The sequence below is a fragment of the Pseudoalteromonas sp. R3 genome, from assembly GCF_004014715.1.
Taxonomy (GTDB): domain Bacteria; phylum Pseudomonadota; class Gammaproteobacteria; order Enterobacterales; family Alteromonadaceae; genus Pseudoalteromonas.
In genome coordinates, this window is the sequence record NZ_CP034835.1 from 1199093 (window position 1) to 1222850 (window position 23758).

The 23758-nt window shown below is 53.6% G+C and carries 1 protein-coding gene; it reads left to right on the forward strand.

What is annotated here, in order from left to right; all coding sequences use genetic code 11:
- Positions 1 to 23757: a non-ribosomal peptide synthase/polyketide synthase gene (locus ELR70_RS10205; RefSeq protein WP_277749881.1), complete on the forward strand. Its 23757-nt coding sequence runs from the start codon at positions 1 to 3 to the stop codon at positions 23755 to 23757.
- The last annotated feature ends 1 nt before the right edge of the window (position 23758 follow it).

Consider the following 23758-nt stretch of genomic DNA (forward strand, 5'->3'; position numbering starts at 1 on the left):
CTGACACTTGGCAAAGGGGAAGAGTGTGAGCTGGATGAATTCTTTGTGCAACGTCTGAACCGCCTCAGTGAGCAATGTGACGGCCGCCCGGCGCTGATTGACGATAATCGTTCTCTCAGTTACCGGGAGTTGGCACAACAGGCCCGTGCATTGGCTGGTTACTTGCAAAGTAACGGGGTGGAGCAAGGTGATGCCGTTGCCGTGATGATGCCTCGTTGTGTTGAGTATATTGTCGCTGTCTATGCCTGCCATTTATGTGGCGCGGCGTTTGTTCCAGTTGATACTCACTTCCCGGCTGAGCGAGTTAATAATATCGCCAGCCAGGCAGGTATCCATTGGTTGTTGAGTGTATCGGAAGTTGCCAAGGCCCCGGAACTGGCGTGTGAATTTATCGATGTACGGGTTGCGATTGCACAGGGGTTGCGTTGTCAGCCGGTAGTCAACCGTCCACAAGATACGGCCTATATGCTGTTTACGTCCGGCTCAACTGGCACACCCAAAGGAGTTGTCGTCACTCAGCGTAACTTAAGCTACTTTTTAACCACCAATGATACAGATACATTCTCGGCGCATGATCCCAGCAACGTAAGATGGGGCTGGCGCCTGGCGTTTGTCTTTGACGGCTCCATGTTGGGGCTGGGCGCTGTCGCTGCTGGTGCAACTGTGGTACTGGCAGACGAAGCGACCTGTCAGGATCCAGAGCGTTATGCGGAGTTTTGTCGTCAGCATCAGCTCACTCACTGTTGTGTCACCCCTTCATTTTGTGAGCTATTTATCGAGCAATGGCCGGATGTTGCACAGATGCCAAACCTGGGGATGGGAGGCGAGTCGATTTCACCGTCTCTGTGGGCGCGCCTCAATGAGATTGCCGCTCAAACCGGGTTGAGCATCATCAATTACTATGGTCCAACTGAAATCACGGTACATGCCACATGCTGTGATATCAGCACATCGGCTTTACCAAGTATCGGTAAGGTGGCAAGCAATGCGCAGATTTATCTGGTCGATGACTGTGGTACCTTGTTACCGCGCGGTGCAATTGGCGAGATATGGGTTGCAGGTAGTGGTGTCACAGCCGGTTATCTGGGCCAGCCGACATTGACCGCGGAAAAATTCATTGAGAACCCCTACGGTCCTGGTTTGGTTTATAAAACAGGTGACCTGGGACGCTGGAATACACAAGGGCAGCTTACTTTCCAGGGACGTGCAGATACGCAATTAAAACTGCGTGGCTATCGCATTGAGCCCGGTGAAGTCGAATCTGTTATTGCTCAGCATGAGGCCGTGCAACAAGCGTTTGTGACTGCGCACCGTCAGCAACTGGTTGCTTATGTGGCAGTGGGTGGTGCTGCAGAGGACGCACATGTAGAGCTGCAGCGTGCTTTACAGGTGAACCTGAATGCGCAGCTCCCGGCCTATATGGTGCCTACCCACTTTGTTTTTATACCTCAGCTACCTTTGACTCTGAACGGCAAGGTCAACAAAAAAGCATTGCCGCTGCCTCAGGCGAGTGGTGCTGATGAGTATGTTGCACCGAGCAATGGTACCGAGGAGAAGCTCTGCGAAATGTGGTCAGAAGTTTTAACGCTGGACGCCTCGCAGATCAGTGTGCAAAGCAACTTCTTTACGCTGGGTGGCCATTCCTTACTGGCCACTAAGTTGCTCAGCATGATCAAGAAAGTGTTTGGCTATCCGCTGACAATGACACAGCTGTTTGCCAATCCAAACATTGCAGCACTGGCTGCGCTGTTGCCAGCGCCTCAGGCTGCCGACAGCGCTGTGCGTAGTGAAATACAACTTGCTCCCAATGCAGATGTGGTTTTGTCATTTGCGCAGCAACAAATGTGGCTGGCCTGTGAAATGAGCGACAACCAGGCTGGGTACTTGCTGCCACTACACCTGGCATTGCACGGCTCGGTTGATGCTGCCCGGCTTGATACAGCGCTGGTTAGCCTGCTCACTCGTCATACCGTGTTGCGTACTTCCATTGAGCGTACCGGGCAGGGGATTGTTGCCAGGGTAAATCCGGCACCGGACAGGGTTTTAAGTCAGGTTGACTTGCGTGAGTACAATACCGTGCAGCAGCAAGAGGCCATTGCCAAAGTGACAGAGCAAGTGGCAACGACACTAACACCTGCCAGCGATCTTATGCTGCATGCCGTCTTGTTTACGCTCGGTACTGAGCAGTATGAGCTGAGATTATGGTGTCATCATATCGCAGCGGATGGCTGGTCTGTCGAGCTGCTGGGTAATGAATTATCCGCTTTATATATTGACCCCACAGCTCAGCATGACGTGACGTTACAATACAGTGACTTTGCACGTTGGCAGCGTGAGCACTTTGCTGAGCAAGATGTGCTGCCGTCACTACGTGAATACTGGCAGACGCAGCTCACCGATTTACCGAGTTTACACAGTTTGCCGATAGATGGCGCACCTGAGGGGGATCTGCATACCGCGCATACCTGTCGGGTGACACTTGATGAAAAGCAAAACCAGCAGCTGAAAGCATTCTCTGGTGCCCAGGATGTTACCTCGTTTGTGACATTACAGAGCGCATTTGCGTTACTGCTGGCACAATTTGGCGCCGAGCAAGACGTGGTAATGGGTACGCCGATGGCGAATCGTCGTCATGAAGAAACTCAGTCACTGATTGGCTATTTCGTCAATTCAGTGGTGTTGCGCAGCGCGGTGGACTGGACGGACAGTTTCAGCGCTATGCTTGTTCGACAAAGAGCCATGATCCTTGATGCGTATGAGCATCAGGAAATGCCATTTGAACAGCTGGTTGAGCTCTTACAGCCGCAACGTGTACATGGTCGTCATCCGCTTTTCCAGATCATGTTCAATTATTTATCCAGTGATGAACGTCTGACGTCGTTTGCCTTGCCGGGTGTCCGGGTAAGTACATTGCCTCCTGAGCAAAGTGCCGCTAAGTTTGACCTGTCACTGAACATCATAGAGCGCGACTCTGGCGCATTGAGCATTGAAGTGGATTACGCCACGGAGCTGTTCAGTGAGGCGATGATAAACAGCTTGCTGTCTCAGTTCGTGCATATTATCTCAGTATGTTGCGCCGCGCCTTCTGAGCCACTCAATACGCTTGATTTACTGGCACCAGAGCAAGTTCCTGTGGTGCGCGAGCAGCTGGGTCACGGGCCTGAGCAGCCTGTGCAGCCGGTACTCATGCCACAGCGCTTGTTTGAACTGGCTGCCGCTCGTCCGGCGCACATTGCCGTGCACGATGCACATGCCCGGCTGAGTTATGCCGAGCTGGATCATCAGGCCAGACAGTATGCTGCGGGTCTGCAGCTGCTGGGTGTAAATCCGGGTGATGCGCTGGCATTGTTGCTCCCCAAAGATGCTCAGCTGGTGGCTTTGCTACAGGCCATTCATCTTTGTGGCGGCGTCTATATCCCGTTGGATGAAAGCTATCCGACTGAGCGGATAGACAACATCTGCCAGCAGGCGAATGTGCGTTTTATTATCAGTCGAGCGTCGCAGAAAAAACTGTATCAGGGTGAGCGTCCAGTCCATCAGCTGGAAAATCTCAGTGCTGATCATAATCGCTATCAGAGCGTGGATATAAGCGCGCAAGATACTGCGTATATATTGTTTACATCTGGCTCAACCGGTGAACCTAAAGGGGTGCAGGTGAGCCATGGCAACCTGGCTCACTTTATTGGAGTGATGCACGATACTGTACTTAAAGGACGTGATATCAGGGATGTGTGCTGGGGCTGGCGTGCCCCGCTGGTCTTTGATGCCTCGGTGCTTGGTCTGGCGACGCTGGCGCTGGGCGGTCAGTTATGGGTGTGTGACAGAGAAACCAGCCGGGATCCACTTAAATATGCGGCGTTCGTTCAGCAACAGGGTATCAATCTGACCTTTGCAACCCCCTCGTTTGCTCAGCTGATGCTCGATGCCTGGCCACAGGATAAGCCTACCCCGGACCTGATGCTGGGCGGAGAGGCGCTGGAGCAGCCCCTTTGGTCACAACTGGTTGCACTACGTGAACAGGGACACCGGGCTTATAATGTCTACGGACCAACGGAAACAACGGTTTATGTGACCTGTACTGAGGTAACCGGCGACACAACGCATCTGGGGCAAACCGTAGCCAGCACCCAGCTTTATGTGCTTGACGCTTACCAGCGTCTGCAACCATTTGGTGCGAAAGGCGAACTTTACATCGCAGGTAGCGGGGTCTCTCTGGGTTATCTGAATCGTGACCAACAAACCCGGGACAGCTTCCTGAATAACCCGTTTGGTGCAGGAAAACTGTACCGCAGTGGCGATCTGGTACGCTGGGATGAAGCTCGCCGTCTGACATACATGGGTCGGGCGGATGACCAAATTAAACTACGCGGTTTGCGCATTGAATTGGGAGAAATCACCCGCTTGATGAGCAACAGCGGTCTGGTAAAGCAAGCTTGCGTGCAGGTTGTTGAGCAGCATTTGATTGCCTACTTTACGGCACCAGAAACTGCGACAGGCGATCTTGATCGTCAACTGACACAATATCTGAGTGAAAAGTTGCCGGATTATATGGTGCCTTCACAGTGCATTTTGCTTGATGAAATGCCATTAACCGTAAACGGGAAAGTGGATAAGCGCAGGTTACCTGCAGCAAATATCGTTGAGCAGACGTATCTGGGGCCGGTTAATGAAACAGAGCAACAACTGGTGGAGCTGTGGGCTCAGGTATTGGGCCGCAAAGCCGATGAAATAAGTACAACGGCCAACTTCTTTGCGCTGGGCGGACATTCTTTGCTGGCAGCTAAGCTGATCACGTTGATCAATGGGGCGTTTGGGGGTGACTGGTCACTGGCGAGTGTCTTTAAGTATGCGAGCATTCAGGCTCAGGCAGGGATGATTGCGCAGCACACGCAGATTACCCACAGTGTCGAAATTACGCGTTCACACTGTGATGAACCAGCGCTGTCTATGGCACAGCGCCAGATGTGGCTGGCTTGTGAGATGAGTGACGATCAGGCGGGTTATTATATTCCGCTTTACCTGCGCTTTGATGCTTCCCCAGACCCTGAACGTCTGGACCAAGCCTTATGTGCTTTACTTGAGCACAATCCGGTACTGAGAACCTCAGTAGTGCAGCAAGGTAATGAGCTGGTTGCACAACTCAGTGCCCAGCCCGATAGCGTGCTAACGTTTGATGACCTGTCAGAGTGTGAGGCAGAGCAACGCGACACGGCACTGGCTAACAGTTTTGCGCAACTTCATGAGGGCCTGACGCCGCAAAGTCCGGTGATGCTGCGCGCAAAATTGATCACCCTGAGTGCACAAGAGTACGTTTTGGCGCTGTGTATTCATCATATCGCGGCAGACGGCTGGTCAATGGGACTGATTCTGGAGCAGCTGGATCACTTTTATCGTACTGGGCACGCTGATGAGTCTGAATTGCCTCTATACCATGACTACGCACGCTGGCAGCAAGCACAGTTCGACGATCCCGTTCATATGGATAAGCTGGCGAAGTACTGGCAACAGCAGCTGGCAGACTTACCACTGCATCATGAACTGGCATTGGATAAACCGCGCCCGGTTGATGCCAGCTATCGTGCGCAGACTCTGAGCAGACGCATTCCAGTGGAGCAGGTGAGTGCAATCCGCGAGTTTGCTCAACAACAGCAAACCACCCCATTTGTGGTGTTGCAGAGTGCTTTCTCCTGGGTATTGTCACTGTTCAGTGGTGAACAAGACATTGTGATGGGCACGCCAATGGCAAACCGCCAGCAGGCGAGCTGTGAACACATGATTGGCTATTTTGTAAATAGTGTTGTGTTGCGTGCGCAGGTGTCCCCTCAGCTCAGTTTTAATGACCTGGTCAAAGCGCAAAATAGTACCTTCCTGAGTGCTTATGAGCATCAAGCCTTCCCGTTTGAGACACTGGTTGAAACCTTAAATCCGGAGCGGGTTGCACACCTTCACCCGTTGTTCCAGATTATGTTCAGTTATCTGACGGCTGAGCATAGTGCGGCGATTTCTCTGGGAGAGCTTGGCTGTGAAACGCTGGAAGAGCCTAACAGCTTCGCTAAATTTGACCTGACACTCAATGCAACAGAGCAGCAAAATGGCGATATCCTGCTGGAAATTGACTTCAGTACGGACATTTTTGAGGCTGCGACAGCACAAGCCCTGCTGACCTATCTGAGCGATGGACTCAGCAACTTACTGGCTCACAGCAGTACGCCATTCGAATCATTGCCTGCACTGGTTGATGACACTCAGTGGCGTGCCATTGAGGCATTGGGTAAAGGAGCACCCTGCCAGTACGAGGCGGATTTGCGCACTATGCTCGAAGCGCGTGTTGCCCAAAACCCTGAGCAAGTCGTCATTGAAGAGGGCGAGTTGACCCTGACTTATAGTCAGCTACACACACGCGCCACGCAGTTGGCTGGGTATTTACAATCACTGGGTGTGCAGCCTGGTGAGAATCTGGGACTGCTATTGCCGCGCAGCGCAGATGCGCTCGTGGCTATTTATGCAACCCAGTTGTGTGGCGCGACTTTTGTGCCGTTGGCGCTGGATTACCCTCGTGCCCGGGTTGAAAAAATAGCTGAACAGGCACAGCTCCGTCTGCTCTTGGTTCAGCACCTGGATGCCGGGCAGGCATTTGAGGGAATTGCCGAGATTGTCAGCCTGCAAACTATCCCATCTGGCTGTGATTACCGAGTGCCAGAGCGATATGCACAGATGGCGTATTTGCTCTTTACATCAGGCTCTACCGGAGAGCCCAAAGGCGTGTGTATCAGTCAGCAAAACCTGGCGCATCTACTGACAAGCTGGACACAGCGGACCTTTGCAACGGTAGACATGGCTACGGTGCGCTGGGGTTGGCGTGCTCCTTTAGTATTTGATGCGTCTATGTTTGGTCTGGCCATAGTGGCATTTGGTGGGTGTCTGGTCATTGCTGATCATGAAACGGGCCGTGACCCCTATGCCTTTATGCGGTTCTGTCAGGCTCACAGTATTAACTACAGCTTTGCCACGCCTTCTTTTGCGGAGCAAATGCTGGAGTGTCATGAGCAACCGATGCCATCGCTGATGCTCGGTGGCGAAGCGTTGAATCGTAAGCTCTGGTGCCAGCTCAGTGAATACAGTGAGCAACATGGTCGCGTGTTCTTTAATGCCTATGGTCCGACTGAAACAACCGTCGAAGTAACGCAGACTGAGGTCACAGGCACGCATCCCCATCTGGGCGGTCCGATAGCCAATACCCAGCTGTACGTGCTGGACGCACAGCAGCGTTGTGTTCCGATCGGGGCCAAAGGGGAGTTGTATATTGCCGGTGCGGGTGTTGCCGCAGGGTATCTCAACAATCCGGCACAGAGTGAAAAAGCCTTTATTAACAATCCATTTGGTTCAGGTTTGTTGTATCGCAGTGGCGATTTGGTGCGCTGGGATCATGATGGCAATCTGGAATTCTTTGGCCGTATCGATCAGCAGGTCAAATTGCGTGGATTCCGTATCGAACTGGGCGAGATTGAAACGGTACTCAGTCGCAGCGAAGCTGTGACTCAAGTAATATTAACAGTGCAGGGCTCGCATCTGGTTGCCTACTTCGTCGCGGCAGGCACACTGAGCGAGCAAGACATTACGACGCGCTTGCGGGCACTGGCTCAGCAAGCACTGCCTGACTATATGCAGCCAAGTTACTATGTTCAGATTGAGCAGGTGCCTTATACTGTGAGCGGCAAAATTAACCTGCGGGCGTTGCCTGCGATCAGTGTCGAGCAGGCGCATTATGAGGCGCCGGCAACGTACCTGGAGTCGCAGCTGCAAACGCTGTGGGCTGAAATTCTTGCACTGGATGTTGGTCAGGTAAGCGTTGAGGCCAATTTCTTTGCCCTGGGTGGTCATTCTCTGGCGGCGAGTAAACTGGTTGCCCGGGTGAAGCAAACCCAGCCATGTACATTGAACGTATCTGATGTGTTTAAAATGCCGACCATTCGGGCACTGGCACGTGCGCTGACGTCGCAACAACAGCTGCCTCAGGATCTGCCTTTGGTGAAGGCGCCGCGCCCGGAGCGTTTGCCATTAAGTGATGCGCAGCAGCGATTGTGGTTGGTTGATCAGATGGAAGGGCGCAGTGCTCAGTACAACATGCCCTTCGCATTTGATTATTATGGTGCGCTTGATTTAACGACGCTGACGCAGGCATTGACGGCGCTGGTTGAGCGTCATGAAGTGCTGCGCACCTGCTTGCGTCGGGATGAGCAGGGGCCTTACCAGTATATCCAGGAGGTCAGTGCATTTGAGCCACAAGTACTCGATGCCAGTGAATACAGTACAGAAGAATTTGCCGGTCTGCTTGAACAGTTGGCGGTGACCCCATTTGACTTGGAGCAGGATGTGCTGCTGCGTGCACATGTCTTTATCCGTGGTGATGATCATTACACCCTGCTACTCAACTTCCATCATGTGGCGATGGATGGTTCGGGCATGGAGATATTCATTGCTGAGCTGGATGCGCTGTATAGCCACAGGGGAGACAGCGAACGCCTGAACCCGCTGGCACTGCAATATGCTGATTATGCGCTGTGGGAGCATCAGGGACGTCACCCTGAAAACCTGGCCGCACAACGGGCCTACTGGCATCAGCAGCTGGCACAGCTACCACCGGTGCATGAGTTGCCGCTGGATAAGCCGCGGCCTCAGGAAATGACCCACAGTGGTCAGGTGGTTTTCAATCAGCTTAGCGAACAATGCAGCGAGACACTGAAAGCCTATTGTGAACGCCAGGGGGTCAGTACTTTCATGGCGATGCATGGCTTACTCAGTGCGCTATTGAGCAAGTTCAGTGGCAGTCGCGACATTGTTATCGGCACGCCTGTGGCCAATCGTGAACAGCTGGAAACGCAGCGCATGTTAGGCTTCTTTGCCAATACTCTGGTCCTGCGTATGGACACAGATCTGTCTATGTCATTTGCACAATTGCTGGCACAAAGCCGCGACACTGCACTGGCTGCGTTTGATAATCAAAGCGTATCTTTTGAAACCCTGGTGGCAGATTTACAAGAGGCGCGTCACAATCGTTATAACCCCCTATTCCAGATCCTGTTGGTGGTTCAGAGTCAGCACAATAGCGCCTGGTTACTGGATGGGGTCGAGCTGCGTGAGCACCCGGTTAACTTTGATCAGAGTAAATTTGACCTGACACTGTCGGTAGTTGAGCAAGCGGGACAGATCCGTCTCGACTGGGAATATAACAGTGACTTGTTCCACAAAGCGACCATAGAATCACTGGCACAGGCGTTTGTGGCTCTATGTGAACAAGCTTTGGCGACACCAGATGCACAGCTGCTGTCTCTGCCGCTGAACGCTGAGGACGCCTGCGACGCTGCAGACGTGGCGCACTTACCTCAGTCTGTCGCCGATGTCTTGCGGTTAAGCGCCCAAACCCAGCCCGGTGCCCTGGCGTTAGAATCAAGTGAGGTACAACTGACTTATGGTGAGTTTGTGGCTCAATCCAGCCAGCTGGCGCGTTTACTGGCACAGCACGGGGTCAGGCAACACCAGGTTGTGGCACTGACTTATGCACGCACACCTGCCAGCTATCTGGCCATTGCGGCCCTGCTACAATTGGGCGCGGCGTATCTGCCTCTGGACCCTAAACTGCCAGAGCAGCGTCTGCGCTATATTCTGCAGCAAAGTGGCGTTGAACATGTGATTGACACCCGAGGCGACGCCAGCCTCGCAGAGCTAATCGACACGCTTGAATTAAACTGTCTGGCACTCACCTGGCCGGCGCTACAGTCGCAACTGAAGGGGCTGGACGACAGCCTCTATCGCAGTGAAGAACCCATTCAGGGTGATGACGCGGCCTATGTGATTTATACCTCAGGGACAACCGGTGAGCCTAAAGGGGTGGTGCAAACGCATCGTACTTTATGTCATCTGGCGGTTGCCCAGCAAAGCACGCATGGGCTCACTGGTGCGAAGCGAACTTTGCAGTTTACGCCTCTCACCTTTGACGTGTCCGTGCAGGAACTGATCACCAGCTGGTTCACACTCAGTCCGCTGGTACTGATAAACGAAGAAGAAAAAGACAATCTGGCGCAGCTGCCTCAGCTACTGAGTGCACGCAAAATCGAGCGTTTGTTCTGTCCACCAGCGGTACTTCAAATCTTGGCTGAAGAAGTGCTGGGTAACGACTATGATGCGGTGCCGGATGAGATCATTGTTGCCGGTGAAGCCTTGTATATCTCAGAGGCCATCGCGGCGCTGTTTACCCGCTACCCCAGCAAGCTCTGGAACCATTATGGTCCGACAGAGACCCATGTAGCCTGTGCGGAGTTTGTCGACGACTTTAGCCAGCCCGGTTTTGCCTTTATTGGTCTCCCTGTGGGCCAGTGTGGGCTGCATGTTCTGGATCCCTATGGTCAGCCGGTGCCGCGAGGTGCCATCGGTGAGTTGCATGTCAGTGGCGCGCAGGTCGCCCTGGGTTACCTGGGCCGCGATGAGTTAACTGCGGAGCGTTTTTATACGCACGCCAGCGGACAGCCTTGCTATAACACGGGCGATAGAGTTCGCTTCAATGGTAACGGTAAGCTGGAATATCTGGGCCGCAGTGACGATCAGGTTAAGATCCGTGGTTTCCGTGTTGAGTTGAGTGAAATTGACCTGGCATTGCAGCAATGCGAGGGAGTTACTCAGGCACGTTGCTTCACCTTTACAGACAGCCAGGGGCAGCAGCAGCTCGCCGCGGCCGTGGTGTGTGAGTCCGGTGAGGCAAATGAAACACTGCAAAGTACCCTGGTTCAGACGTTGGGCACGCAGTTGCCTGCCTACATGGTACCAGAGCGCTATGCCTTTGTGGCGAGCCTGCCACTGACCCGCAATGGTAAACTGGACAAGGCTCGCGTGCTTGAGCAGCTGCAAAGTTCAGTCACTATGAATGAAGTGATTGTAGCGGCCAGTACGCCGACAGAGACTTTCCTGGTCACTGTGTGGGCCGAGCTGCTGAAACTGCACGAAGCGCAGATCAGTATCGACAGTAACTTCTTTAAACTGGGCGGACATTCACTGCTGGCGACACGCCTGTTAATTGCCATTGAAAAAGCGTTCTCGCTTCAGCTGCCGTTGAAAGTCATTTTCAGTCACAGCACCATCAACAAACTGGCCGCACTGATTGATGATTCGCAGGCCACAGAGCAGCACCTGAAACTGACTGCTGCAACTGAGGAAGGCCAGTGGTGTGCGCTGAGCTTTGCACAGGAAAGACTATGGTTTATGCAGCAACTTAACCCGGACGCCACCAGTTACCATATGCCGGCAGCCTATGTGTTCAAGGGGGAACTGGATGTCGCTGCGATGGAACAAGCGCTACACTGGCTTGTCGCCAGACAGGCCAGCCTGCGCACTCAGTTCCGGGTGTTTGCAGATGAAGGGGAACAACAGGTTGTACGTCAGCGTAGCCTGAGCCCGGCGCAGTTATCCTTTACCCTGACTCAGTGCACACTGAGCGACACAGAGACAGAAGCACACTTTAATGCCTTTAACGCCCGGCCGTTTGACTTGCAGGCGGGCGAGGTGATCCGTGCTGAGTTGTGTAAAGTGGCTGAGCAGCATCATATTTTGATGATTTGTATGCACCACATAGCAACCGATGGCGGATCGTTCGCGATTTTTGAGCAGGAACTGTTCAGCGCCTACAATGCGCGCCGTGCGCACACGCCGCTTGAAGTTGCAGAGCTGGACCTTCAGTATCGTGATTTTGCTGCCTGGCAACGCGCGCCTGAGAACCTGGCAGCGCTGGAGCACAGCGAACAGTACTGGCAAACACAGTTACAAGGTCTGCCAACTGTCCACAGCATTCCACTGGATAAGCCGCGCGACAGCACGCAGTCATTTAAGGGTGGGTTCCATCACCACCAGCTTGACGGGGGGCTCAGTGCACAAATTGATGCGCTGTCTGCAAATGAGCAGGCGTCGTCGTTTATGCTGTTGCATAGCGTGTTTGCCGCGCTGCTGGCTCGCTGGAGTAATGAGACGGATATTGTGGTTGGCACACCGGTGTCTAACCGCAACGATGCCGCGTTGCAAAATGTGATTGGTTTGTTCTTAAATTCGGTGGTGCTGCGTCTGGATTTAAGTGACTCGCCGAGTTTGACGAACCTGCTACAACAGGCAAAAACGCACCACCTGTCGGCGCATGAGCATGCCAACCTGCCATTTGAGCGGCTGGTGGAAGTGCTCAATCCGGAGCGTAACCTGCAACATGCGCCACTGTTCCAGGTGATGATTAATTTCGATGGTCATGACCAACCCGAACTGGCACTGGACGGACTGGATGTATCAGGGCTTGCGCTGGGCGAGTTCGATAACAAATATGATCTGACCCTGTATTTGTCGCGCCGTGAACAGGGATATGAACTGACCTGGGCGTACGATGCAAGGTTGTTTAAAGCCAGCACAATCAGCATGATTGCCGCTGAATTTGAACACCTATTGGCTCTGGGCTGCAATAACCCGGAACAATCGCTGCTGAGCCATGCCTGGAGCGACAACGCGGTGCTGCCGCAGCCTCTGGCTCTGCCATCGCAAACTGACACCATACTGACTCAGTGGCAGCAGGTGGTGGCGATGTGTGCCGATAAGCCTGCGCTGATATCTGGTGAGCATCGCCTCACTTACCAGCAGCTGGATGCGCAGGCCACACAGGTGGCGAACTTCCTTAGTACGCTGGGGGTTGAGCAGGGCGATCGGGTCGCCGTGTGTATGGCCCGGGCGTTGCCCAGGATTGTCGCCATTATGGCGGTGATCAAGCTGGGTGCAATCTATGTTCCTGTTTCTACTGAACTGCCTCAACAGCGCTGCGAATTTATGATTGATGAAGTTGGCTGTAAATGGGTACTCAGCAATGCGGGCAGTGAGGTCTTAGATTGGCAGGTTGAAGCGCAGGTTTGTGCCCTGGATGATAAGGAATCTGCCAGCGCGGTTGCGGCTCAACCAACAACGCCTTGCTATCAGGTTAGCCTGACACCCAATGATGGCGCCCATATTATCTTTACTTCTGGCTCAACGGGTAATCCAAAAGGGGTGCTGGGAACCCATGGCGCCACCCTGAACCGGGTTAACTGGATGGCACAAGCCTATCCGTATCAGGACGATGAGCAGGCCTGTCATATTACATCAATGGCCTTTATCCGGGCGGTATGGGAATTGTTCACGCCGTTACTGCAAGGCGTGACGCTGCACTTGATAGACCGCGAACTGGTTAAGCAGGTACCTCAGTTGCTGCAGGCTCTGAGTGAGCAGGGGATCACCCGTATTGTTACGGCGCCGTCGTTGCTGAATATTGCCAATGAATATATGGCGCAAACGGGCTTCAGATTACCGGCGCTGAACTACTGGTTTGTCAGTGGTGAGCCGCTGGCGACGGCACTGGCCCGTCAGGTATTGCCTACACTGGGCGATACTCAGCTGGTGAATCTCTATGGCTCCACTGAGGTGATGTCAGATGTCACTCATTACGTTGTCACTGATACTTCGCTTACCGATACCTTATATGCGCCTATCGGGGCTGCGATTGCCAATACCCAGGTGGTGTTGTTGGATGCTAACCACAATCCGGTGCCGCAGGGCGCGGTGGGTGAAATTGTGATCACAGGCCACGGTCTGGCAACTGGCTATTTTAATCGTCCGGAGCAAACAGCTGGTGCCTTTATTGAAACACCGATTGGCCGGGCTTATGCGACGGGCGATCTGGGTCGGGTTGATGAGGCGGGTCGTTTGCATTGCCTGGGCCGTAAAGATTATCAGATTAAGATCCGGGGTTACCGTATTGAGATCGGTGAGATAGAAGCGCAGCTGGCGCGTCACAGTGATGTCCAGAATGCCATTGTCATATATGTGCCTGAGCAGCAGAGCCTGCAGGCGTATCTGCTGACCCAGGTACCTGCCTGTCAGCAATCGGCCCTGTTGCAGGCAATCAAAGCGCAGCTGGCTCAGACCCTGCCTGATTACATGTTGCCGGATGCCTTTATGTGTGTCAGCAGCTTTGCCTATCGACCCAATGGTAAGGTGGACCGCAGTCGCTTACCGGCATTTGATGTGGCGGTGAAGGATGAGTATGTCGCTCCGGCTACGCCAACAGAGCAACGGCTGCAAGCTGTCTGGCAACGTTTGCTGGACAAAGAGTCGATTAGTACCGAAGCCAACTTCTTCCACCTTGGAGGTCACTCATTACTGGCTACGCGTCTGGTGACGGCCATCATTGCTGAGTTTAACGTGGAGCTGGCGGTTAAATCCGTATTCAGTGCCAACACCATTGCCAAGCAGGCTCTGCTGATAGACAGCAGTGAGCAGCTCTCTGTTGGTGCTCAGTTGAGCGTTCAGGCGCGTCCTGCTGAAGGGGCTCCGCTGTCTTATGCACAGCAGCGCATGTGGTTTATCAACCAGCTGGAAGGCAACAGCGGCAACTACAATATCCCGATGGTGTATGCGATCCGTGGTGAGGTGGATGTCAGTCTTATGGAGCTGGCTTTTGCTCAGCTGCTGACGCGTCACGAAGTGTTGCGCAGCCAATTTGTCAACCATGACGGAGAGGCGCGACAAATTGCCCATGATGACAGTCATTTCACGCTGGATTATCGTGACCTGAGTGCCTTGCCTGAAGTACAGAAACAGCAGCAGCTGGCCCTGGCAACAACGCAGGCCGCCACTCTGGCGATTGAATTAAGTTGTGACCCTATGTTGCATGTCACCTTGCTCAAAGAGCAGGAATGTTGCTTTAAGCTGTTGCTGACGGTACATCATATTGTTGCCGACGGTTGGTCTATGGGCCTGATCACCAATGAGTTTATTCGTCTTTACGAAGCGCTGGTTGAAGGGCGTGAGGCCGTATTGCCAACACTGAGTGTGCAGTACGCTGACTTTGCAATGTGGCAGCGAAGCTGGTTGCAGGGGGCACAGCTGGAACAACAAGTTGGCTTCTGGCAACAGGCACTGGCAGGGATCCCCGCGGTGCATGAATTACCGACCGACCAGCCTCGTCCGGCAAAACAAAGTTATCGCGGTGCCTGGCATGAGTCTCAGCTCAGTCATGCACAGCTTGCTCAGTTACAGTCTCTGGCTCAGCAAACAGACAGCACACTGTACATGGTGTTGCAGTCTATGTTCAGCGTATTACTGCACAAACTGAGTCATCAGGATGACATTGTGCTGGGTACACCGGTGGCGAACCGCCGCCGTGAAGAGCTGGTGGACCTGGTGGGCTTTTTCGTGAACACTCTGGTCATGCGTACTCAGTTTGAGGCGCAGGATGGCTTTATGGATGTGCTGGCTCGTTCCAAGGCTTATATGCTTGAGGCGCAGACCCATCAGGATGTGCCTTTCGAAGCACTGGTTGAAAGTCTGGCACCGGAACGTAGTCTGGCGTACAGTCCGCTGTTCCAGATCATGTTTGTACTGCACAACAACCAAGCGGTTGAGCTGGACAACAGCGCCTTCGAAATTGATATTGAGCGCAGTAAAGCGGCACTGGCTAAGTTCGACCTTACCTTGACGGCGATGGAAAATGAGTCGGGTCTGGGTCTGTCCTGGGAGTACAATACTGATCTGTTCAGCGCGCAGCGGATCGCCCGATTTGATGCGGCGCTGCACCGTTTGATTGACTTATTACTGGATATGCCACAGCAACGTATTGCGGATATCTCGCTGGCTACCCCAGCGCAAAGCCAGCTGACAACTGCCGCTGTTGAAGTGACGCCGCAGTCACAGGTTATACCTTTATTTACGGCCGCCGCGGAGCAATACGCACAACACAGTGCGCTGAGTTTCCAGGGGGCACACCTGACCTATCAGCAACTTGCTGAGCGGGTTGAGCATCTGAGCGGCGCTTTGTTCGAGCAAGGTGTTGAGCCCGGCAGTGAAGTCATAGTGATGGTCCCGCGGGGGATCAATGCGGTGCTGGCGATGCTGGCAGTCTGGCGTCTGGGCGCAGTATACATGCCCGTTGACAGTCAATGGCCTCAGGCTCGTATCGACACCATTTGCCACGACAATGAGGTGACCTTTGCGCTGATCAGCAACAACACGCCATCAGCGCAGCACCCTGACGTCGCTCGGGTACTGGAAATTGAAGCCTTACTGACCAGTACCGTGGCAGCAAGCGCACCTCACTGGCAGGGGGATCCGGATGATGCGGCGTATGTGATCCATACCTCAGGCTCAACGGGTAAACCCAAAGGGGTGGTGGTGCCTCACCGTACACTGGCAAACCTGCTGGCGTTCCAGCGCCGCGACAACAGTGTGCTGTCTGCACCGGCAAAAACGCTGCAGTTTGCTTCACTGAACTTTGATGTGTCTGTGCAGGAGATCTGCACGGCACTGACCACAGGCGCTGAGCTGGTGGTAGTCGATCAGCATACCCGTACCGATATGGCGGCATTGCTGGATGTGATTGCCACACAGCAAGTCGCCCGGATATTTGTGCCATTTGCCGTTTTGCAGGTGATGTGCAGCGAGGCGCTGGCGTCTGGTGTCTCACTGGATGCGCTGTGTGAGATAGTGACAGCCGGTGAGCAGCTGCAGATCAGTGCTGATATTATCCGCTTCTTCACTCGGTACTCGAATTGCACGCTGATTAACCATTACGGTCCGTCTGAAACCCATGTTGTGACCGAGTATGTACTCCGGGGAGAGCCGGCTCAGTGGCCGCAGTTGCCACCCATTGGCCAGCTACTGCCGGGTAATGAAGCACGCCTGCTGGATAAGCATCTTCAGCCTGTGTTGCCCGGGTGCGTGGGTGAGTTATTTATCAGTGGTGTGAACGTGGCGCTGGGTTATCTGAATAATCCTACACTGACCGGTGAGCGCTTTGTCGAGATGGCAGAGGGCAAACGCTGGTATCGCACCGGAGATCTGGTGCAGCTCGATGAGCAGGGCCAGTTGCGCTATGTTGGCCGCAGCGACACCCAGGTTAAGCTGCGCGGGTTCCGTATTGAGTTGGGCGAAATTGAAACCCTGCTGAACCAATACCCGGGCGTGAGTGAAGCCCTGGTGACGGTACACCAGCAAAGCCGTTTAATTGCTTACTATGTGGCGGATAAGCCTTGTGATGAAGCTCTAAAGGCGGCATTACAAGGTGCTTTACCAGATTATATGTGCCCGGAGCTTTACTATCATCTTGAGCGACTACCGCTTACCGATAATGGTAAAGTCGACAGACGTGCGCTACCACAGCCTGATGCTCAGCAGCAGGTGCAGTATGAGCCACCTCAGACGCCAACCGAGCAAACACTGGCGCAGATCTGGCAACAGCTGCTGTCAGTAGAGCAAGTGGGCAAAGGGGATAACTTCTTTACTCTGGGCGGGCATTCTTTGCTGGCAATGCGCCTGGTGACTCAGGTTAAGCAAAGCTTTGCCATCGAGTTTGGGGTTAAACAGGTATTCGAGACACCGACTCTGAACGGCATGGCATTGGCCATTGATGCGGCTGCACACAGTGAGCTGGGGCAGATAAGTGCGGTATCTAACCCGGATGCCTGTTATCCCTTGTCCTATGCGCAAAGTCGCCTGTGGTTTATCGACCAGTTGGAGCAGGGCAGCAGCAACTACAATGTACCGGCGAATTATCGCCTTCGTGGTGCCCTTAAAGTGACTGCACTGCAAGCCGCTTTTGCCGCCCTGAGTGACCGTCATCATATTCTGCGTACAGTTTACGAACAGGGCACAGAGGGGCCTGTCCAGCGTATTACACAGCGACAAGCTCAGCTCACCCTGCGTGATTTGAGTGGTCTGTCTGACCCGCAACAGGCACTGGACGCTGCGCTTCGCGAGTTGTCTGCGACCTGCTTTAACCTGGCAGCAGATCTGCCCGTACAGGCGGTGTTATATAAAGTGGCCACACAGGAATATGTTCTGGCGCTGGTGATCCACCATATTGCCGTTGATGGCTGGTCATTTGCGGTGATTGAGCGTGAGTTGTTCGCTCATTATGAGCAGCTGTGTGCCGATCAGGTGCCGGATGCAGAGCCATTAGCCATTCAGTATAAAGACTTTGCGCAGTGGCAACATCAGGATGCGCAGCAACAGGCGCTGAGTCGCTCAGAGCAATACTGGAAAGAAGCGCTTAACGGCGCTCCTAAACTGCACAGCCTGCCGCTGGATAAGCCTCGACCTCAGGTACAGAGCTTTAACGGCGCACGGTTTATTACTGAGCTGGATAGTGATGTCAGTGCGATGCTCAATACACTGGCGCTGGATCAGGGGTGCTCATTGTTTATGGTGCTGGAATCGCTCTTTGCGGCGTTGCTGGCCCGTTACAGTGGCACGGACGATATCATGATAGGCACACCCGTTGCCGGACGTGAACGACCTGAAATTGAACCTCTGGTTGGCTTTTTCGTCAATACTGTGGTGCTGCGTAACCGTCTGGCATTGTCGCAGGGCTTTGTTGAAAACCTCAGAAGTACCAGCACGATGATCCTGGATGCCTTTGAGCATCAGGCCATGCCATTTGAGCGCCTGGTGGAAGTGCTTCAGCCAGAGCGTAGCCTGAGTCACTCACCATTGTTCCAGATCCTGTTTGCGCTTCAGAACAATGAATTTGACGAATTGCAGGTCGCTGATCTGGCGGTTGAACCTATGGGATATGACAGGGACACCAGTAAGTTTGACCTTAAGTTGTCGACCATAGAGCAACCTGAGGGCGGTGTGGTACTGGCCTGGGAATATAACCTGGACTTGTTCAGCGAGCAGAGCATACAACGTATGGCACGTAGTTTTGCTACGCTGGCCCGGGCGGTTGTGAACCAGCCCCATACTCCGCTGGCGCAACTGGACATGATCGACCCGCAGGCACATACAGAGCTTGCCGCGTGGAATGATACCCGCCGTCAGTTTACTGAGCAGGTGCCCTTCCATGACTGGTTCAGTGCTCAGGTTAAGGCGACACCTAATGCGATTGCTATTCGTCAGGGCGCTGCGCAGATAGACTATCAGCAACTGGACGCTTTGGTTAATCAATGGGCACATCTGTTGATTGCACAGGGCGTGAAGCCAGGTGATGTGGTTGCGCTGAGCCTGGATAAATCGATTACGCTGATAGCCTGTATGCTGGCGGTATTAAAAGCCGGCGGTGCCTATCTGCCTGTTGACCCTGAGTATCCGCAGTCACGGATTGACTATCTGGTTGCTGATTCCGGGGCTGTTTGTGTGATCACTTCACACTCTGACAGCGAGAAGTTCCCGGCACTGACAACACGCTGCTTAGTTGACTGTCCGCAGTGGCAGGCTCAGCTGAGCGCCTGTGCGACTGTTGCACCTGATGTCGCCGTGTCGTCACTGATGCCTGCCTATGTCATTTATACCTCAGGTTCTACCGGTCAGCCAAAGGGCGTCATGATCAGTCACGCCAATATTGCCAATTATCTGGCTCAGGCGTTAGACACCTATTTTGTGTCTGACCTGGAAGGGTCAGTGCTGATGAGCTCGGTCAGTTTTGACGGTACGATCCCGAATATTTACCTGCCGTTACTGAGGGGTAAAACAGTCCATATCGCTGACAATGATAACCTGTATCTCAGTGCCGCGCAGATCCTGACAGACAGTGACGTGCCGCTGTACATTAAGGTGACGCCGACTCAGATAGAGGTTCTGCTGTCTCAGTTAAGTGCGCCTGTAGCTCAGCCACACACACTGATGATGGGAGGGGAAGAGTTCACGGTGCAAACCTATGAGCGGATCCGTGCTTTATTGCCTGAGGCCCGCATCTACAACCACTATGGTCCGACTGAAACCACCATTGGCTGTACCTTTAACTTTGTTGCAGAGCCGCCACAGGGGGCCGCGATTGCCCTGGGTAAACCTATTCACAATACTCGTTTGTATGTACTGGATGAGCAACAGGCGCTTGCACCAGTTGGCGCTGTGGGTGAGTTGTATATTGCGGGTGAAGGGGTCACGCTGGGCTACCTTGGTGCTGCCGCTGAGCAGACCGGGAGCCGTTACCTGCCTGAATACGGTAATCCGGGTGGACGTATGTACCGCACGGGCGATCAGGTACGCTGGCTCAATGACGGTACGATCCTGTACTTTGGCCGTAACGACGGACAGGTGAAGCTCAACGGTTACAGGATTGAAACTGCGGAGATTGAATCCTGTCTGCAGCGCCTTGATGGGGTTGAACAAAGCTGTGTGGTGATTAGGCAAGATGCGCAGCAGCAGGCCATTTTGGTGGCATATTATTGTGCATCGCAGACGCTCGACAGTCAGACACTACAGACTCAGCTCAGTGCCTTGCTGCCTGAGTATATGGTGCCTAAAGCCTGGATGCAGCTTGATGCCTTGCCACTGAATATGAGTGGTAAAGTCGACCGTAAAGCACTGCCGCAGCCTAGCTGGCAATCAGACGTGGCGTATCGCTCACCTGAAACGCCATTGCAGCTGCAGCTTGCGAAAATCTGGCAGTCGTTGCTGGGTCAGACGCAAGTTGGCCTGGACGATAGCTTCTTTGCGTTGGGCGGGCATTCATTGTTAGCCATTCAGCTGGTCTCGCGGATCCGGGATGAGCTGACGCTGGAAGTGCCGGTCAGAACCATTTTTGAAGCACCAAAATTGGCGCAGTTCTGCGAGCGACTCAGTGCAATGAGTGCGACTTCAGGCATGACGGAGATTCAGGTGCTGGCAGATAACAGCCCGTCTGTGGTGTCATATGCACAGCAGCGTCTGCTGTTTATTGCCAAGTCTAACCCTGAGTCCGGGCTGTATAACATGCCTTATCCGTACGACATCTCAGGGCCGCTGGACCTGGCTATGTTCAGGACTGCGCTAGATTTAATCGTGACACGTCAGCACAGCTTACGGACACGTTTTGTGCTGGGCGAGACACTATTACAGTATTGCACTGACCACACTCAGGTTGCGCTTGAGCTGGCAGAGTTGGAAGGGGATGCACACAGCATCGCTGACTGGGTGAATGAAACTTCGACCCGTGCGTTTGATTTGCAAGGAGACAGCCTGTTCCGGGTGCATGTCGCCACTATAGGTGCAGAGCGCCACATGGTGAACTTTGTCTTCCATCATGTGATTTGTGATGGCTGGTCAATCGGACGCTTCTGGCAGGAGCTCAGTTATCTCTATACCGCGCTGGTACGTGGTGAACAACCGCAGTTACCTGAGCTAAAAGTACAGTATCGGGATTATGCCGCATGGCAGCGCGGCTGGTTCAGCGGTGAGGTGCTTGAACAGCAAAGTGACTACTGGCAACAACAGCTTCAGGATATCCCGGCGGTGCACAGTTTGCCGCTGGATTTTGCCAGACCGAAAACCCAGTCGCACCGTGGGCACTTTATTGGTACTGAACTGGATCAGCAGACCCTGGCAGGGCTTAAAGCGCTTACGCAACGTCATGGTGCAACCTTGTTTATGACGTTACAAACCGCCTTTGCGGCACTGCTAAGCAGCTGGAGCAATGAAACCGATATTGTGATGGGGACCGTGGTGGCAAACCGCACCCAGCGAGATGTCGAAGCCCTGATCGGGTTCTTCGTAAATACCCTGGTGCTGCGCAACCGCTTTGATGACAACCCGAGTTTTGAGCAGGCGTTGCGCGACGCCAAGCAAATGCATCTGGATGCTCAGTCGCATCAGGATATGCCGTTTGAATTGCTGGTAGAACAACTGCAGCCAGAACGTAGCACGGCTTATCATCCATTGTTCCAGGTGCTCTTTGTACTACAGAACAATCAGTCGGCGGATTATGGTCTGGACCAGCTGGTGGTTGAGGACTATCAGCGCTCGGCTGAGTCAGATGTGAAGTTTGATTTGTCACTGACAGCCCATGAATCTGATACCGGTCTGTACTTCACCTGGGGTTACTGCCGTGATTTGTTTGCTCAGCAGAGCATAGAAATCGCCGCTGAGGCCTTTAATCGCTTGCTCAAAGGGATAGTTGATGCGCCACAGCTGGCTTTGTCACAGCATACGCTCAGCGATGAGCCGATTGCCGAGGCAATTTGTCACTCGTCGCAAGGGCCACAGTCCATCGCTGCGGCGATCCGCGCCTTTGCGCTGGAGGATGCCGCACATACTGCGGTGTTCTATGCTCAGGAGCAGCTCAGTTATGGCGCACTTATCGAGCAGGCCGACGCACTGATGCAACGCCTGGCGGCGCAAGGCGTGAGTCACGGTGATAAGGTGGCAGTGATGTTTGACCGCTCGCTTGAGCTGGTGGTCGCGCAGCTGGCCATTATGCAGCTGGGCGCAGCATATGTGCCACTTGACCCGAACGCTCCTATGGACCGGCTGAGCTACATTGTAGATAACGCACAATGTCGTATGTTGCTGAAAGCCTCACACTTTGAGGTTGAACTGCCGTGTCCGATTTACACCGCGGCGCAACTTCCAGAGGCTCACGGCACGGCTGTATCTGTGGTCGAAAACCACCCGGATGATCTGGCTTATATTATCTATACCTCAGGTACCACTGGACGTCCGAAAGGGGTGAAGATCAGCCAGGGCTCGATTTTCTCTATGCTGACCCAGCTGGAATTCTGCCCGTTCAATCGCGATACCCGGGTATTGCAGCTGTTGTCACTGGCATTTGATGCGGCTGTTTTTGACATCTGGGGACCTTTGGTCCACGGCGGTGCTGTGGTGTTCTATCCGGGTCGTCATGTTGAGATAGATAAGCTGGAGCAGGTGGTGAAGCAAAGTGGTGCGAATACCGCGTTGATCACCCCGGCACTGTTCGAACCCTGGTGCGAGCAGCTCACAGGCACTTGTGGCTTTAGTCACTTGTTGATCGGGGGAGATGTTTTCCCGACTCAGTCGGTGCGACGTTTATTTGAGCTAGACCCTGAGGTTGAGGTTTACAATGTTTACGGTCCGACCGAGAACAGCGTTTTGTCGAGTTATTATCCGGTTCCGCGCACATTGCAGCTGAACGATGATATTCCTATCGGCCTGTCTCTGGGTGGCACCCAGTATACGATCCGCAATGCACAAGGGCAGCGTCTGCCATCTGGATTTGTGGGTGAGTTGTGCTGGCATGGCCCGAGTGTGGGTATTGGCTATCAGAATAACGCTGAAGCCACTGAAGCGGCCTTTATCACAGATCCGCAGTCGCAACAGCGATACTATCGCAGTGGTGATATGGCACGGATTGGTATGGATGGCATGTGTTACTTCAAGGGACGTAAAGATCATCAGGTTAAACTGCGGGGCTTCCGCATCGAGTTGCAGGAGATTGAACAACAGTTTGAATTGCATCCTGCGGTGCGCCAGGCCGCGGTCTTGGTCAATAAAACGGACTTTGCGGTCCCTACCTTGTGTGCTTATGTATGCCTGGCCCAGGGCGCCGACGAGACGCAACTTGGCGATATCTGGCAACAGGTTCGTACAGGGTTACCCGGATATATGGTGCCAGGGCATTATGCCTTAGTGACAGAAATGCCGGTGAATCTCAATGGTAAGCGCGACGATAAAGCCCTGCAGGCGCTGACCCTCAGCGAGTGTACTGTGGATAACTATGTCGCACCGGAAACAGATACGGAGCAACAACTGGCCGAACTATGGTCGCAGATGCTTCGCCTGGAGCAGATCAGTATCCGCAGTAACTTCTTCGAACTGGGCGGTCACTCTTTGTTAGCGATGCAGCTGATTTCGAAGATCAATGATGCCTTTGAGTTAGAGCTGAATGTGGCTGATTTGTTTGAGCTGGGCGACATTGCGTCAATGGCCGAAGAAATCGACATAATGCTGGATGAGCAAGAAAGTGGGTGGTTATAAG